Annotated in this window: 14 protein-coding genes and 3 pseudogenes; 2 read left to right on the plus strand and 15 right to left on the minus strand. The window is 58.6% G+C overall.

The features are described from left to right. The first annotated feature begins 19 nt into the window (after window positions 1–19). Window positions 20–1,363 carry an IS256 family transposase gene (locus tag ACG98I_RS13270; RefSeq protein WP_394719581.1) on the plus strand — a complete coding sequence of 448 codons (1,344 nt, stop codon included), beginning with the start codon at window positions 20–22 and terminating at the stop codon, window positions 1,361–1,363. A gap of 4 nt (window positions 1,364–1,367) precedes the next feature. Here the strand turns inward: ACG98I_RS13270 and ACG98I_RS13275 are convergent, their stop codons facing one another. From ACG98I_RS13275 to ACG98I_RS13315, 9 genes and pseudogenes are all read right to left on the minus strand, one after another. Beyond that, on the minus strand, window positions 1,368–2,078 hold the full coding sequence (locus ACG98I_RS13275) for an MASE1 domain-containing protein (RefSeq protein WP_394732580.1): 711 nt from the start codon (window positions 2,076–2,078) through the stop codon (window positions 1,368–1,370). Between the two features lie 51 nt (window positions 2,079–2,129). Beyond that, window positions 2,130–2,513 carry an MmcQ/YjbR family DNA-binding protein gene (locus ACG98I_RS13280; protein ID WP_394721043.1) on the minus strand — a complete coding sequence of 128 codons (384 nt, stop codon included), beginning with the start codon at window positions 2,511–2,513 and terminating at the stop codon, window positions 2,130–2,132. Window positions 2,514–2,577: 64 nt separating this feature from the next. Beyond that, window positions 2,578–3,396: a siderophore-interacting protein gene (locus ACG98I_RS13285; protein WP_394721042.1), complete on the minus strand. Its 819-nt coding sequence runs from the start codon at window positions 3,394–3,396 to the stop codon at window positions 2,578–2,580. Window positions 3,397–4,200: 804 nt separating this feature from the next. Continuing rightward, the gene (locus ACG98I_RS13290) at window positions 4,201–4,554 is read right to left on the minus strand and encodes a DUF1801 domain-containing protein (RefSeq protein ID WP_394721041.1); all 354 of its coding nucleotides are present in this window, start codon (window positions 4,552–4,554) and stop codon (window positions 4,201–4,203) included. A 351-nt stretch (window positions 4,555–4,905) separates the two neighbouring features. Further along, window positions 4,906–5,226: a HigA family addiction module antitoxin gene (locus ACG98I_RS13295; RefSeq protein ID WP_394721040.1), complete on the minus strand. Its 321-nt coding sequence runs from the start codon at window positions 5,224–5,226 to the stop codon at window positions 4,906–4,908. After that, window positions 5,201–5,391 (minus strand): annotated as a pseudogene (locus tag ACG98I_RS13300) (type II toxin-antitoxin system RelE/ParE family toxin). The gene ACG98I_RS13295 and the pseudogene ACG98I_RS13300 overlap by 26 nt, the downstream one beginning before the upstream one ends. Before the next feature lie 171 nt (window positions 5,392–5,562). Then, window positions 5,563–6,372: an ornithine carbamoyltransferase gene (locus ACG98I_RS13305; RefSeq protein WP_394721046.1), complete on the minus strand. Its 810-nt coding sequence runs from the start codon at window positions 6,370–6,372 to the stop codon at window positions 5,563–5,565. A 28-nt stretch (window positions 6,373–6,400) separates the two neighbouring features. Beyond that, window positions 6,401–6,715: a HigA family addiction module antitoxin gene (locus tag ACG98I_RS13310; protein ID WP_394721039.1), complete on the minus strand. Its 315-nt coding sequence runs from the start codon at window positions 6,713–6,715 to the stop codon at window positions 6,401–6,403. After that, entirely contained in the window at window positions 6,690–6,971 is a 282-nt protein-coding gene (locus tag ACG98I_RS13315; protein ID WP_394721038.1) for a type II toxin-antitoxin system RelE/ParE family toxin, read from the minus strand. Before ACG98I_RS13315 ends, ACG98I_RS13310 begins: the two co-directional genes overlap by 26 nt. Window positions 6,972–7,419: 448 nt before the next feature. Between ACG98I_RS13315 and ACG98I_RS13320 the strand changes: the two are divergent. Continuing rightward, a pseudogene (locus tag ACG98I_RS13320) lies at window positions 7,420–7,590 on the plus strand (DUF488 family protein); the annotation flags it as partial. A gap of 275 nt (window positions 7,591–7,865) precedes the next feature. On the opposite strand, the gene ACG98I_RS13325 reads toward ACG98I_RS13320, so the two are convergent. From ACG98I_RS13325 to ACG98I_RS13350, 6 genes and pseudogenes are all read right to left on the minus strand, one after another. Beyond that, a complete protein-coding gene (locus tag ACG98I_RS13325; protein ID WP_300612791.1) occupies window positions 7,866–8,747 on the minus strand; it encodes a 3-hydroxyacyl-CoA dehydrogenase in 882 nt (293 codons plus the stop codon). Between the two features lie 116 nt (window positions 8,748–8,863). Then, window positions 8,864–9,358 carry an NUDIX domain-containing protein gene (locus tag ACG98I_RS13330; RefSeq protein WP_394721037.1) on the minus strand — a complete coding sequence of 165 codons (495 nt, stop codon included), beginning with the start codon at window positions 9,356–9,358 and terminating at the stop codon, window positions 8,864–8,866. Between the two features lie 225 nt (window positions 9,359–9,583). Beyond that, complete coding sequence (locus ACG98I_RS13335) at window positions 9,584–9,988, minus strand: cupin domain-containing protein (protein WP_313677970.1); 405 nt, start codon at window positions 9,986–9,988, stop codon at window positions 9,584–9,586. A 103-nt stretch (window positions 9,989–10,091) separates the two neighbouring features. Beyond that, window positions 10,092–11,328, minus strand: a pseudogene (gene efeB, locus ACG98I_RS13340) (iron uptake transporter deferrochelatase/peroxidase subunit). After that, window positions 11,328–12,494 (minus strand): EfeM/EfeO family lipoprotein, encoded by a 1,167-nt coding sequence (locus ACG98I_RS13345; RefSeq protein ID WP_394721036.1) that lies wholly within the window; start codon window positions 12,492–12,494, stop codon window positions 11,328–11,330. Before ACG98I_RS13345 ends, efeB begins: the two are co-directional and overlap by 1 nt. Window positions 12,495–12,512: 18 nt before the next feature. Continuing rightward, window positions 12,513–14,450 carry a phospholipase C gene (locus ACG98I_RS13350; protein ID WP_394721035.1) on the minus strand — a complete coding sequence of 646 codons (1,938 nt, stop codon included), beginning with the start codon at window positions 14,448–14,450 and terminating at the stop codon, window positions 12,513–12,515. Between the last annotated feature and the right edge of the window lie 66 nt (window positions 14,451–14,516).

Genomic DNA, 14,516 nt, shown 5'->3' on the forward strand with positions numbered 1-14,516 from the left:
ATGAAGGAGATAAACCATAATGGATTCTGTGGCGAAACGAGACCCGGAAGATTCCGCGAAGATCAAAGCAATCGAGCAAAAGCTGCTGGCGAACCCGGAGATAGCCAAGCTTATTGACGAGCTCGGCTCAACAGCAACGGATGCTAATGATTTAGTGCGTGGCTTGTTGCAGGCCTCGGTCACTCGCGGCCTGGAAGCGGAAATGGATGCTCACCTGGGGTATTCCAAAGGCGATCGTGAGGCTAAAGCGGCCGGTGGCGGCGATAATTACCGCAATGGTTCCTATGTCAAAAAGGTTGATTCGAACTATGGTCCGGTTGATGTCACTGTGCCTAGGGATCGTGAAGGCACGTTTTTGCCTACTATGGTGCCGAAAGGCTCTCGGCGGCTGACTGATGTTGATGACATGATCATCAGTTTGTATGCCGGGGGTATGACCGTTCGTGATATTCAGCATCATATGGCCACAGCCATGAAAGTTGATATCTCCCATGAGACAGTTTCAGCAGTCACGGATGCTGTCTTAGATGAGGTCATGATGTGGCAGAACCGGCAGTTAGACGAGTTCTACCCGGTGATATTTCTTGATGCGCTACGAATTAAAGTCCGTGACGGTGGGCGCGTGGTCAATAAGTCCGCGTATTTGGCCATCGGGGTGGATATGGACGGTATCAAACACATCCTGGGCATCTGGTTGGCGAAAGAAGAAGGCGCATCCTTTTGGGCACATGTATGCGCAAACTTAGCTAGCCGCGGTATCCAGGACGTGTTCATCGTCTGCTGCGATGGTTTGAAGGGTTTGCCGGAAGCTGTCGAAGCGACCTGGCCGGATTCGATGGTGCAGACCTGTGTCGTGCACCTGATTCGGGCTGCGAATCGGTGGGTGGCTTATGGCGACCGTAAGGCGGTATCTGCGGCATTAAAGAAGGTCTACACTGCCCCAGATGAGTCAACCGCGCGCGCAGCGTTGGATGAATTCGCCGAATCAGAATTGGGCCAGAAATATCCGCAATCAGTGAAAGTCTGGTCCGATGCGTGGGAGCGGTTCGTGCCGTTTCTGCAGTTCCCACCCATGGCCAGAAAGGTCATCTATACGACTAATTCCATTGAGTCGATGAATAACGAGCTGCGTAAAGCCACTCGCAACCGCGTGCAGTTTACCAATGATGATTCCGCGATTAAGACGCTGTGGTTGATGATCTGCAATATCGAAGATAAACGCGCGGCCAAACGAGCTAAAGAAGGTCGAAAAGCCGCCGCGACCAGCGGAAGACTCATCGAAGGCAGGAAAGTCACCAACTGGAAACAAGCCATCAACCAAATGGCCGTGGCCTATCCCGAACGCTTTACGAACTACCTATAAACACTCAGACCGAAAGCCCCACACACAAAATACTTGACACGCTCACAACCAGCGACAACAGAATACACATCAAAACAAAAAGCTGAACTGTCGTTGCTTGCGCGAGAATGGTCTCATCAGTAACTGCGAAAGGCCCTCTTCCCACTAGAAAAACAGGACCACTGTCAGTCCAGAGGTAAACAACGCATGCAATACCGCTAAAGTCACGGAGGGCCATCGTCAGATATAACAAGAAGGAAACGGGCAGATCCGCCAACACATAGGCAATAATCACGATTGACTTTGAAATAGCCACCATGACAATGCCTGAAACTAGGAGCCTGAATACATCCCCCGAGAGTCGAATACGGGAGAACGGTGCAAAAACACGTCTACTTCGCGTAGATTCTGCAAGTTGACCATTCTCCAAAAACGTCATGGCCAGCGCCACGCCAGGACCGGACATAACGTGCGCACATGCAGTAAGAATGACTCCTCTTAAAGAGGTTTCAGTAAAAAACAGCAGGTAGAAAGCTGGCACTAAGAACACAAACCCGCAGATAAGAACAAAATTTCGCCAGCTTCTACAGGTAACAGCCCACCACACTGCGATTCCCACTGATGGCCAAACTATCGCTACTAGCGTTCCTGTGTACACCACCAAGTAAGAACCGATAACGGCACTGGCATATAATATTGCAAAAATAATTTGACCATTTCGATGGGAAATCGCTATGAACCCCGGTCCAACCGGTGATTATGTGCTGCCCAGAGAATAGCCTTCGAATCAGTTATCTGAAGCGAAGGTTCGCGGGTTAACAGGCTGCTTGTACTTCGGCAGCCCCTCAACCACGAGCAGGTAAGAGTCCGTCACTAGTTCATCGAAAAGCTCTACATCAACCGTCCCTCCTGGCCGGACGGTAATCCAATGCTTCTTATTCATGTGCCAGCCAGGAATAATATTGCTATGTGCAGTCCGAAGTGCTTCCGCGTCGAGGGGTTCTGCCTTGAGGTTAACGATTAACTCCCCATCTAATTCAGTGAGAAACAGGAACATCTTGCCGCACACTTTCCACACATCAAACTCCGGCCCGAATGGGTGCGTCAATTCAGAACCGGGGAGTTCCTGGGCTCGGGATTCAGCCCGCTGGTGTAGTTCCTTGCCGTCCATGAATGTCGCTCACCTTCTGAATCTGTTGGTGTGAGGCCAATAGTACGCATATTTTCACATCGACTTAGCTCGTCTGCGCACGACCATGGCGCCAATATCCAACGAAGTCCACATTGCGCTTCGGCACCCCGCGCTCTTGGACAAGGTGACGTCGTGCACCCGTGGCAAGAGCCGCCTCACCGATGCAGTGGGCATGCACGTCTCCATTTGGTAGCGCCGCCTCCGATAATGCTTTCAGTGCAAGCTCACCAGGTTTCTCCGGTTGCCCCGAAGCCTCATCGCGTGCAATCCACCTAATTTCCATCCCTGCAGGAGCAACGAAGTCTTGTTTATCCTCGGCACTAGGGATTTCAATAAAAGCTATTCCTTCTGCAGTTTGTGGGAGGGAGCTACAAATACCGGCAAGCGCAGGAAGTGCCGTTTCATCACCGACGAGTAGCGTCCAATCATGTGGGTGGTCTGGCGTAAATGCACTTTCTTGGTCTAGGAAGCCCAATCTTTCACCGGGCTGAGCTTCCAGTGCAAACTTCGCGGCAGGCCCCATGGAACTTTGATCCCCATGTATTACAAAGTCAATATCTACTTCGCCTACTTCGGTGCGTGCATCGCGCACTGTATAGGCACGCACCCACGGACGCTTCGCCTTCGGCGTGGCAAGATACTGCAGATACCAGCCGATTTCAGAGGTTCGAGTAGGTAGCGCCAGAACGTCTTGACCTTCACGAGTAAAGAAAAGGCGGCACCACTGATCAGCACCCCAATTCTCAATCCCGTCGAGTCCGCCAAGCGTCACCCGAACGAAATTCGGACTTATGCGCTTAGTCTTGATGACTTCAGCCATCATAAATTTTCGGTGTGCAGGCGTATTCTTCTTTCGACCCATGTAATTAGCGTACCCTAACCTTAGTTCCGTGGGTGAGAGAATTGGCTTCTCCTCCACTGGCTAGCGAAAGACAGAAAGGTGGAAATCGGTAAGCAATGCTCTCCCACGCCCCGAACGCAGGCGTCTATGACCGAGGTTCGCATCCGTTGAAGCGGTGTGCCCTTCGCGGCCACAATTATCGACCGACTCCACAAGAGCACTTCTATGGTGAGCGCGAAGGGTACATTGCCACATACGAGAGCTGGATTCGGCGCGAGGGAGCCCTTCGCGCTCACAATCATCGAGTAACTCACCAGGAAGAAATTCAGCGTGAGCGCGAAGGGTGCATCGAGCATGACTCAATAGAGCGAGCATCGCGACGAGGATGGTTAGCGGATGAGAAAGCGCTCAGGTAGAGGGAGGCGAGCACGGCGGCGGGGATATGGGCATCGGCATGCAATGCATACACCGTATTCGCTAGGGTGAAATGAAATGCGCAGCGTCACCAATCGCGATGAACCCCTGCCGGTACCAGGTAGGCAGTCGATTGAGCTGAACCCAAAGAAGCTTAATCTGTTCCTAGGTTTCGAAGGAATCGATGACACTCCCGAAGTGCGGTGCGGCAGGATGCCCTTCTCGTTTGCTCAACTTCCAACACCCCGTGCAGAAGCTCCGGTGCAATGGACGTAGAGTACCACTCCTGATGCTCCTGCATAGGGGCTATCTCCTCACTGCTGTTCTAGCAAAGGCCCCCACACTTCGGGATGGGGCGATGGTTGAGCAATCAGTCTGGAAGCTGCTCCGCTGCCAATGGCAGAGCCTAAATTAAGCCACTGCCAAGCGAACTATTTCCGCAATCCGCTGTTCAGTGGTCTCATCGATGGAATCGAAGAACCATGCCGAGGGCATGAGCATTCCATCTGCACCTCCAGCAGGGCGAAGTTCGACTTTCTCGGTAAGTGCTAGATTTACCCGATCGTCATTGCGCAGGGTCACCAATGCCGGAGTGCTTGCTGACCGTGCGTAGGCGGGCATGCCGTACCAAATTCGTGGCTTTAACGTTGGTTCCGCAGCCATGATGACCTCATGAACGCGCTGAACTAGCGAACGCTCCGGTTCATCCATTTTGGAGATTTTCTCGATTACCTTCGCGAGATTCTTTTCATCTTTCGATGCCATTTCATGCCCTTTCCTTAGCCGATGCAAGGCATCGGCGGTTGAAGTTGGCGCGTTAATGCACCACACCCCACCCGGAAATGTCCCGAATTTTCGGCCCTCTCCGCAATGATTCAGGCGCTCTTTGCCTGGAAGTGCTTGCAGCGACTTACGCTACCACCATCAGGATAGCCCCAGCCCATAGAAACAACAACGAATGGCGGTCTTTACTCATAGCTTCTTCGTTGCCCAATAACGGAACCAACAAAAATAAACTTGTTCCAAAGCATATTCCACAGGTCCGACTGAGACTGTTGCCTGCACTAGCGCATTCGCGCCCTACATGTGGGGATTGAACTCAATTGTTCTAATCGCTCACGCTACCTCGAGAGGCGTAATCGCGGCTACTTGGTCTTGCAATGTTCGGCGATGTACCCGCAGTTCGTAGTTTGACTGTAAGTTCATCCAGAATTCTTCAGTTGTGCCAAAGTATCGGGCCAAGCGAATTGCAGTGTCCGCTGTGATACCACGCTTGCCGTGTACGATTTCACTAATCCGATGAGCAGGCACTCCGATGAATACCGCGAGCTTGTTTTGTGTAATCCCGAGACCGTCGATGAAATCCTCCATGAGGATTTCATCTGGGTGGACTGGTTCAATAAAGTCAGTCTCAGCGGTAGTCGACGAGCTCGACATTTACCGCACCTCCATCTCTCCAGATAAAGCAGAGTCGCCATTGCGCGTTCACGCGAATACTGTGTTGCCCACGCCGGTCGCCAACAAGCCCTTCCAAACGGTTGCCTGGCGGAATCCGAAGATCCTCAACACTTTTGCTGCATTTATCTGCTCAAGCTTCCGCAATGACGCCCGCTAGACCGACCGCTCTATGCGCTTGACGTACTGCTGATGCTAGATCCGCTCGGCGTCCTTGTTTCCGAACGATCTGATCACAAATCCAGCATATAACGAACGCAGTCAAGAGCGCTAGACGTTGAACTTGAACTCCACCGGGTTCCAGCACGTAGGACCATCTCAGTCAATCAACGCTCGAGCCATCACTGCCTGTTGAACGGGCAGGAGAAAACGCTTGAACTCGTAGCCGACAAAGGCGCTGTGCACCACGGCATCCCCACTGACCTCTCGCCCTCGCATGAACGGAGGGCAAGGCACCAACCGCACACCTCGCGGAGCGGTATCGAGCAGTTCGGCTGTCACACGATACGGAACAAGCGCCGCGGATTGGGGACCGGGACCATCGGTGATCACCACGTCGGCAGTCAGCATCGCACGGCGCAGGCTCTCCTCCCAGAGCATGCCGGGGACGCGCAAATCAGGTGGGCAACTCTGCCTTATGTCGAGGCCGAAAGCCTGGGAGGCTTCCCACCACGCTCTGGCGATGTTTCCATCAGCGCCCACGAACAGGTACCGCAACTGCCCGATGTCGGCATCGCGCGAGAGTGCGTAGAGATCCGACATCACTTCGCACGGGTGGTTCACGTTCGTCATCGCGTTGATGACTGGCAATGAATCCCCTGATGCCAGCCCCTCAAGCACTCGGATGTCAGGATGCCGCACGACGACGAGGTCGACCCATTGCGCAAGATACCCCGCGACGTCAGTCAGGTCTTCCGCCTTGTCTAGAGAGTCCGACGGAAATGCAATCGGCTGGATCCCCATGAGGTTGGCACCGCGCTCGAAGGAGACGCGCGTGCGCAGACTCGACGGTGGAAAGAACACAGCCGCCCCTGCGTCGAATCGCGGGCCTGACCCCGCCACGTATCGGTCGGTTAACGCAAAGAATTCTTTGAGTTCCTCAGACTCCCAATCGCGCAGCGAGAGCAGATGCCGCGCCCACTGACGGCCCCCTCACTCACGCGACCTTCAGCGGCGTGATCGCTGCAATCTGCTCAGACACTCGCTCCTGGGCTAGCTCCAGCTCATAGTGTGACTGCAGGTTGAGCCAGAACTGCGGGTCGATCCCGAAGTAGCGCCCAAGGCGCAACGCGGTGTCAGCAGTGATCGCACGCTTGCCGTGCACGATCTCATTGATGCGGCGTGGCGGCACACCGATCGAGACCGCGAGCTTGTTCTGAGTGATCCCGAAGCCATTGATGAAGTCCTCCAGGAGAACCTCACCAGGGTGAACGGGATCCCACCGATCAGTGGTAGTCGACGAGTTCGACATTCTCGGCACCTCCTTCTGTCCAGGTGAAACAGATTCGCCATTGATCGTTGACGCGGATGCTGTGCTGTCCCACACGGTCGCCTTTGAGTGGCTCCAACCGGTTGCCAGGTGGCACGCGCAGCGAGTCGAGGAATCGAGCGGCGTGGATCTGCGTCAGCTTTCGAATGGCAGCCTTCTGGACACGGGGATCGACCGACGGCACCTTATCGCGATGCCAAAGCCGCTCGGTCGCCTTGTCGGCGAAGGATCTGATCACACCTACAGCATGCCACGCTTAACGCGATGCGTCAATAACGCTAGACGTTAAACTTAAACTCCACGACGTGTCGTTGCAAAGTCGCCTTCTCATTCGTGAATAGCAGCTAAAACCACCACACCCGCTACGAGCAGAGATAGAGTGCACACCAGGTAGCCTCAGCTCCCGCTCCTCGTGCAGCAGCGTCCTTTAACAAGACATACATGGGGCTCGCCCCACATGCGGTTAATTCAGGCTTCCGATGTCGCCCAAGCGACCCATTGATACTTAACCGAACGGTCCGTGCGAAACGCTCGGCCGTAAATAGGATTGATGCCGCGCAAAGGCGGGCGCGAATGCATTAAACGTCCTGCCTGCTACCCCCCGTTCTACCGGTCCGACCACCTGCCGATGCACGATACCCGGACGCCGATGTGGGTGTACCCGCTTGGCGCGTAGCATTGGCGACATGCGCATTTTCACCGTGGGCCACTCCAACCTCGAGTTCGAGGACTTCGTTGAAATGATCAAGGCTGCCGGTGTGACATCCATCGTGGATGTACGCAAGCTGCCCGGGTCCACAAAGTACCCGTGGTTCAACGACGACCACCTTGCCGAACACCTTCCCACATGTGGCATATGAATAAGGATGGGTGCACTGTGCGGCCCACATGGCAGGGGCAGGGGAGATGAGGCTAGAGCATGGTCGCGGTGGGGACGTAGGGGGGTCGGGAGCGTACGAGAATGGACACTGGCGGGGCATAAAGGTTGGAGATACTCATCGAGCTGATTGACGAGGTTTTTACGAGGCTAGACACCGATATCGGCGCCTAGCATTCCACGCTACGACCTGGTTGATGATTGCGGCGTATCGTTCCCGTTCACGCCGATCTTGTCGTTTGGTTGGCTTCGTATTCAGCGCACGATGTTGCCGTTGGCGTCGTAAGTGTAAAAGCCAGCACCGGACTCTTTGCCGGTTTTACCTGCCGCGATCATCGGCTTGATGGTTTCGTCCACGAAGGTCTTCTTCCACTGCGGCGCCTGCTCATCCGACTCGATAACGGCCACTAACGTGCGCAGTCCAACCAGATCCATGATCTCGACAGGGCCACGAGGGGAACCCGTGGAGTTGCGCCAATCTCGGTCGATGTCAGCGGGCTCGGCTATCTCATGATGCAGCAGGTACATGCCTGCACTCAAAAGTGGCACCAGCAGAGTGTTTAGTACGTACCCGGGCTGCTCGCGCTTGAGTGGCACAGGCACCATGTTGATCTCTTCTGCAAACTTCACGGCCTGGTCAATGAACTTCGGGTCTGTGCCTTCGTGCGGCATAATTTCCGCAGTGTTCTGAATCCAGATGTGGTTGGCAAAATGGATAGCCAGGAAGCGCTCGGGTGCACCCGAGGCATCAGCGAACTTGCTGGGCATGAGCGTGGACGTATTCGTGGCGAACATGGTGTTGTCGTCGGCTAGCTCGCCGACCTGTGACCAGACTTGGCGTTTGAGGTCCAGATTTTCCGGGACCGCCTCGATGATGAGGTCGGCTCCCGAAACCGCTTCTTTCAGTTCAGCGGTTTGGGTGAGATTCGCGTAGGCTGCGGCGATGGTGTCGTCATTGGCAGAGTCCAGCTCTTGCTTCATCTGTTGGCTAATAGCTTCGAAGCGCTTCTTTCCTGCGGCGAGCGCCTCTTCGTTGATGTCATAAGAGACGACTTTTTTTCCTGCGAATGCGGAAACGAAAGCGATTTGGGCACCCAAGACACCAGCGCCGAGAACAGTTACATTATTGATTGTCATGTAGCCGACGTTACGCTGTTCCTACGTGCGATGCCACGACACAGCGCGCCGACCAGATCCAACTCCTGGCGATCCCGGACGTCCACATTCGCCAGGTGCAGCAATGAAGCCACTGTCTAGGCGGCCCGCGCGTTGACCTCACGCATCCGGACCAAGGTGATGCCGCGGTCCGATAGCTGCCGGCCGAACTCACGGGCCTGCGCCACGTACTCCTCCCCCGTGCCGGTCTTGGCACCGGTGAACACGGTCAGCGCGTTGATTCTCCTGTTGAGCGCAGGCCCGATGCGCTGAGCCAGCAGCGGGGCGAGCTGTTCATCCAGTTCCTCGGGCGCAGTGATGTCCAGCCACCGGGCCTCCGCGATTTCTGCCTGGCCACCGGCCACCTGCCCCAGCGCCTCGGTGTACGGGTGGGTGTACACGGTGCTGCGCACCTGGAAGCCCTCCTCGTTGGCGGCCGGGGCGCTGAAGATTCCCAGAAAGCTCAGGTCTTCCTCCTTGAATTTCACGCCGATCTCCTCCGCGACCTCCCGCGTGGCGGCCTGGGAGCTGGACTCGCCGGCCTCTGGCTTACCGCCGGGCAGCTGGAAGTAGGGCGAGCCCTCCTTGCACACGCACTACACCCGGCCATGCGGATCCTGGATCACGGTGGCGCTGACGGTGATGAGTCTTTCGGGTTCAGTGCTGCTCACGGGGTCCTCTCGGTGGGAGTTGGCGCCCTAAAAAGGGGCCGAAACAGGCCCTGGAAAAGAACGGGAGGGGAAGGTTCACGATAACAAGACAGCAAAAGCGCCCAACCGATCGGTTGGGCGCTTTGTCTTATTCGCGAAGCGGACTTTTTAGTCGACGTCGTCTGCCTGGGTCTGGTGGACGGTACCGTGCGCATGGTGCGGCGGTGCGTAGATGCTGTAGAGCTTCATCGGCTCGTCACCAATGTTGATGATGTTGTGCCAAGTCCCCTTCGGAACGATGACTGCCCAGTCGGCGGAGACCTCCTCGGTGAAGGTCACCTCGTCCTCGGACGGGCCCATCTCGACGCGGCCGCGGCCGGACTCGAGGCGCAGGAACTGGTCCTCCTTGGTGTGCACCTCGAGACCGACGTCGCCGCCAACCGGGATGTTCATCACGGTGACCTGGAACTGCTCGCCGGTCCAGATGGCGGTGCGGAAGGTCTCGTTATCGAGGGTTGCCTTCTCGATATCGACGACGAAAGGCTTCGGTCCCTGATCTCGTGTCTCTGCCATGAGTTTTTCTCCTTTTTGCTGGTGAGGCTTTCTGATTCCCACTATAGGGAAAATTCGGCGACCGGGTCGGGGCTGAGATGTGGGGCTGAGGTGCGGGCTGCTGCTAGCACTCCAGCAGGCCACGGCCGAGGTAATCCTCCCCGGCGCGCACGCCCGGCAGGATGAAGAAGTACCCGCCACCGTAGGTCCGGAAGTAGTCCGCCAGCGGCTCGCCCTCAAGCCGGCGCTGGACGGTGATGAACTGGCGCTCGAGCGCCTGCTGGAAGCAGATGAACATCAGGCCGAGGTCCAGGGTGCCGTTGTCGCGGATGCCGTTGTCGTAGTTATAGGACCGGCGCAGCATGAGCTGCCCCTTCGTCGAGGCGGTGCGCGGGTTGGCCAGGCGGATGTGCGAATCGATCGGGATCACATCGCCCCCCCGGGTCGCCCGCGTAGTTCGGCGCGTCCTCCTCTTCCCCGCCGGACAGCGGGCCGCCGGTATCCTTCTGCCTGCCGAAGATCTGCTCCTGCTCTGCTACGGAAATGCGGTCCCAGAATTCGGTGAACAGGCTGATCAGGCGCACGACCATGTAGCTGCCGCCCCGCGCCCAGGCGGGTTCGCCTTCGCCCGCCCACACCAGCGAGTCGTACTCCTCCTCGGCGGGGTTGACGATGCCGTCTTTAAAGCCGAAGTGGTTGCGCTGGGTGCCCGTGGGGCGGGAGGGGCTCTGGTAGCCGGTCTGCCGCCAGCGGAGGGAGAGCTTGCCGTACGTGTGGCGGAGGATATCCCGTAGGGCGTGGGTCACCGTGTCCTCGTGATGCGCGCAGATCTGGAGGACCAGGTCGCCGTGGCAGGATTCCGACTGCAGCACGTCGTCGGGGAACGGCCGCATCGTTGCCAGGTGGGCGGGCTTCTTGTCGGCCAGCCCGAATCGGTCGTCGAAGAGGGACGCCCCCACCCCCACCGTGATGCTGAGGTCCTCCGGGTCGATGTCGGTGCCCAGCTCGCCGGAATCCCGCGCGGGTGTGACCACGCCGTCCGGCTCAATCCTGCCTCCCGCATGCAGCCGGCGCAGGCGCTCGGTCAGCGTTTTGAAGAGTTCTCGCAATTCCGCATGGGTGCTCCCCTGGACATCGCAGGCCACGACGAGCCCGATGCGCTGCGGGTTGGCGTCCACCCCGGGCTGGTGTTCGCCCTCGAATGAGCGAGGGCTCTGCCCCTGGCCCGCCGACTGCTCGGAGGCTTCCTCGGCGCCGCTGTTTTGCACAGCCACGGCCCCGGCGAGCGCGGGCGCGGCGATGATCCCGCCCAGCAACCGCCGGCGGCTCACCGAAAAGCCAGCCTTGCCCTTGTCTGCCACTAGTGCGTCCTCCTAATCACGGTCATGGTGGCGATCGGCGCGAGCAGGTCGTTGAGCTGGGCCACCGCCGCCGCCAGCGCCTCGCGATCTGCCCGCGGCCACTCGGCGGATGCCCGCTGGTGGTCATATTTTCTTGCCAGCTTCCGGGCCAGCTCGTCGGTCCGCGCGAGCTGGTCGTCCAGCTGCCCAAGGTCCGCACCCCGATCCTCCAGGATCGGCCGCAGCGGGCGCAGCGTACTGCGGGTGGCCACGATCGCGGACGAGACTGTCCCCGCGGTGACGTGCGCTCCGTAGTCGGTCAGCCCCTCCAGGTCGTTGCGCTCAACTTCTTCCATGACCTCGTGGGTGCGCAGCCCGTAGTCGGGGTTGAAGATTGTAAACCCCTCCAGCCGGGAGGTGACCTCGTGGATTCTTTCGTTGTTCTCCCGCCCGATCGCGGCGAGCTGGGCCATGTCCTCGCCGGCCCACAGGCCGCGTTCGATGCGGTGATAGCCGGTGAGGTTCCCGGTCGCGAAGGGGGCGATCTCGTCGGCAGGGGCGTCCCACTCCGTCACTGCATCGGAGAATTCCCGGTAGTTCAGGTAGGCGGCCGTCCAGGCCTGCTTCGCTGCCTCACGGTTGCCGCCATTCAGCTGTTCAACAAGGACGTCATCGCGCCGCACCCATTCCGGGATCCGCTTTCTTTGCTCCTTGGAGTGGGCCAGCGTGACCTCGCTGATTTCCGGGTCCGTGACGACCTTCATTCTTTGGCTGTCCTCGGCCGAAACGTCCGAGTGTGCGATCGTGAATTCTTCGCTGGCGATCGCGGAGCGTCCCTGAAACACACAGCTGAGCCGGTAGTCCCCCGCAGGCAGAGAGAGATTCCACAGCCTCGTCGAGGACGGGCCGGATCGCTCGAGGACCTGCACCGCCTTGCCGTCGCCGTCCAGCGCGTAGATGTTCACCGGGGTGCTGGACGTATTGGTCACCGCAATCGAGGTCACGCCGTTGTCCATATCCCCCGGATCAGGGCAACTGCTGCGGGTGCGGATGTCGAGGCGGAGGTCGGCGTCCGGAAAAGGAAGGTCGGCACCCTGGCTGCTGGAATCGTCCGTGCAGGCAGAAGCCCCCAACAACACGCTGCAGCACAGCAGCGCGCTGAGGGGGACAGAGAACTTCTTGAACATTCTTGGCGGCGGTGGCCCCTACTTCTGGTCGCTGCGGCGGGCCATGAAGAAGGTCACCACGGCGACGACGACGGCGATGATGCCGCCGAGCACCGCTGCGTACGTGCCGGTGTTCGAGGAGTTCGTGGCCTTCATCGTGGAGGCGTTCTCGATCTGGTCGAGGCCCATCTCGGTGATCTTCGGGTCGTTCATCCCCTCGGCGACGGGCTTCAGCTCCTCCGTGGCGCGGCTGGAATCGTCGACGCGCTTGACCGCGTCGTAGGAGCTGGCCACGGTGCCGTCGGTCTCGTTGAGGAACAGCTTGTCGGCCTTCGGCTCGCTGAAGTCGAACATGTTCTCCAGGCTCCCGGCGCGGTTATCGAAGGTGTTCTCCCCCAGCCGGCCGAGATCCCAGTTGTCCTGGATGAACCGGGTGACGGATGCCTGCTCGGTGTACGTGTGGTCCACGCTGTTGACCTTGGCGTACGCCGAGATCGCCAGCAGCGGTTGGCGGGTGCCCGGCCCGCACTGACCATTCACGCCGTCGGCCACGCCGACCTTCTTGGCGGCGTCGGTGCAGATCTCAGCATCCACGGCCTCGCCGGATTCCTGCACGATGGTCTTGTCGTTGGAGCCATTGAGGATCTTCGGCGGCTTGTGGTCGTACCAGCCGTCGGAATCGTCGTACGCGATGATGACGGCCGTGGAGTCCCACTCGTCGGAGTTCTGCAGCTCGTTGATGTAGTGGGTGATGAAGGCCTGCTCGTCCAGTGGATTCGAGTAGCCGGCGTGGCCGTCCTGGTAGTTCGGGGCTTTGAGGAAGGACACTGCGGGGAGGTTGCCGTTGGCCAGGGCGGCGTCGAAATCGGAGGTGTCGTACTGGTGATTGGCCTGGTCGGTCTTGCCGATCATGTCCACGGAGCTCGGCGGCAGGTGGTGCGGGTTGGCGGTCGATGCGTAGTACTGGAACGGCTGGTGGTGCGGGTTGTAGTCCGTCTGGGTCTGGCCGGTCATCGTCTCGTGAGCCGAGCCGCAGCGGGCCCGCGAGTCCTCGGTGGCCTCCTCGGTGGGCTTGAAGCCGCCCTGGAACCAGCCCCAGGTGATGCCCTTCTCGTTGAGCTGGTCGCCGATGTTCTTGTTGTGCAGCTGGGCGACCTCGTCGGTGGAGGCGGAGGAATCGTTCGAGCAGTCGTCGTAGAGCGGATCCGGGTCGCCGACGATGGCGACGTCCTCGTGATCCTCCGGATTCGGGACGAACTCACCGTTGCTGCCCGGCTCGATGGCGAGCTTCTCGCCGGTGGCCGGGTCATGAATCGTGGCGCCCGCGCTGCTTGCCCCAACGAGGTTCAGCGCGCCGGGGGTGGACGGGCCGAAAATGCTGGAGAAGCTGTTGTCGCTCATCGCGAAGTTCTGGGCGTAGTTCCACATTCCGGTGACGGTGTTGCCGTCGTAGTAGCCCATGGTCAGCCCGGTCTTTCCGAAAAGGCCCTGGCTCTTCTTGTCGACGTCGTTGGACAGTGTATCTGCGAACTTGTCCATCTTCCCGCCGTTCATGGCGTACTGCTCGGCGCTGTACTCGTGGTTCTGGTCCACGGTGGCTGCCTGCTCCGGGCTGAGGCGGAAGGGCTTCACGCTGTTCGGGTTCTTCTTGCCGTCGAGGCCCGAATTGACGAGGTTGTCGACATCCTTCGGGGTGCCTGGCTTGGCGGTGAACGTCGGGGCCTTGTCCCCGCTGCCCTGCAGCGTTTCGCCGTCCTTGTTGGCCGCCTTCGGGTAGGTGCCGAAGTAGTGGTCGAAGGAGATGTTTTCTGGGTAGATGACCACGACGTGCTCGATGGGGGTCTTCGCCTGCGGGGTCGCGGTCTCTGCCGAGGCCACTCCGCCCAGTGGGAAGGCTGCCATCGCCGTCAGCGCCGCCGCGCTGAGGACGGAAAGTGGCCGGATAGAACGCGCACTGCGCCGATTCTTCGCTGACATCAATCAGGACCCTTCGAAAGCTTTAGCGATATTCCAAGCACTAGTAAACGCCTGCTGTGAATACAC

The sequence above is a fragment of the Corynebacterium sp. L4757 genome, from assembly GCF_043673995.1.
Taxonomy (GTDB): Bacteria; Actinomycetota; Actinomycetes; order Mycobacteriales; family Mycobacteriaceae; genus Corynebacterium.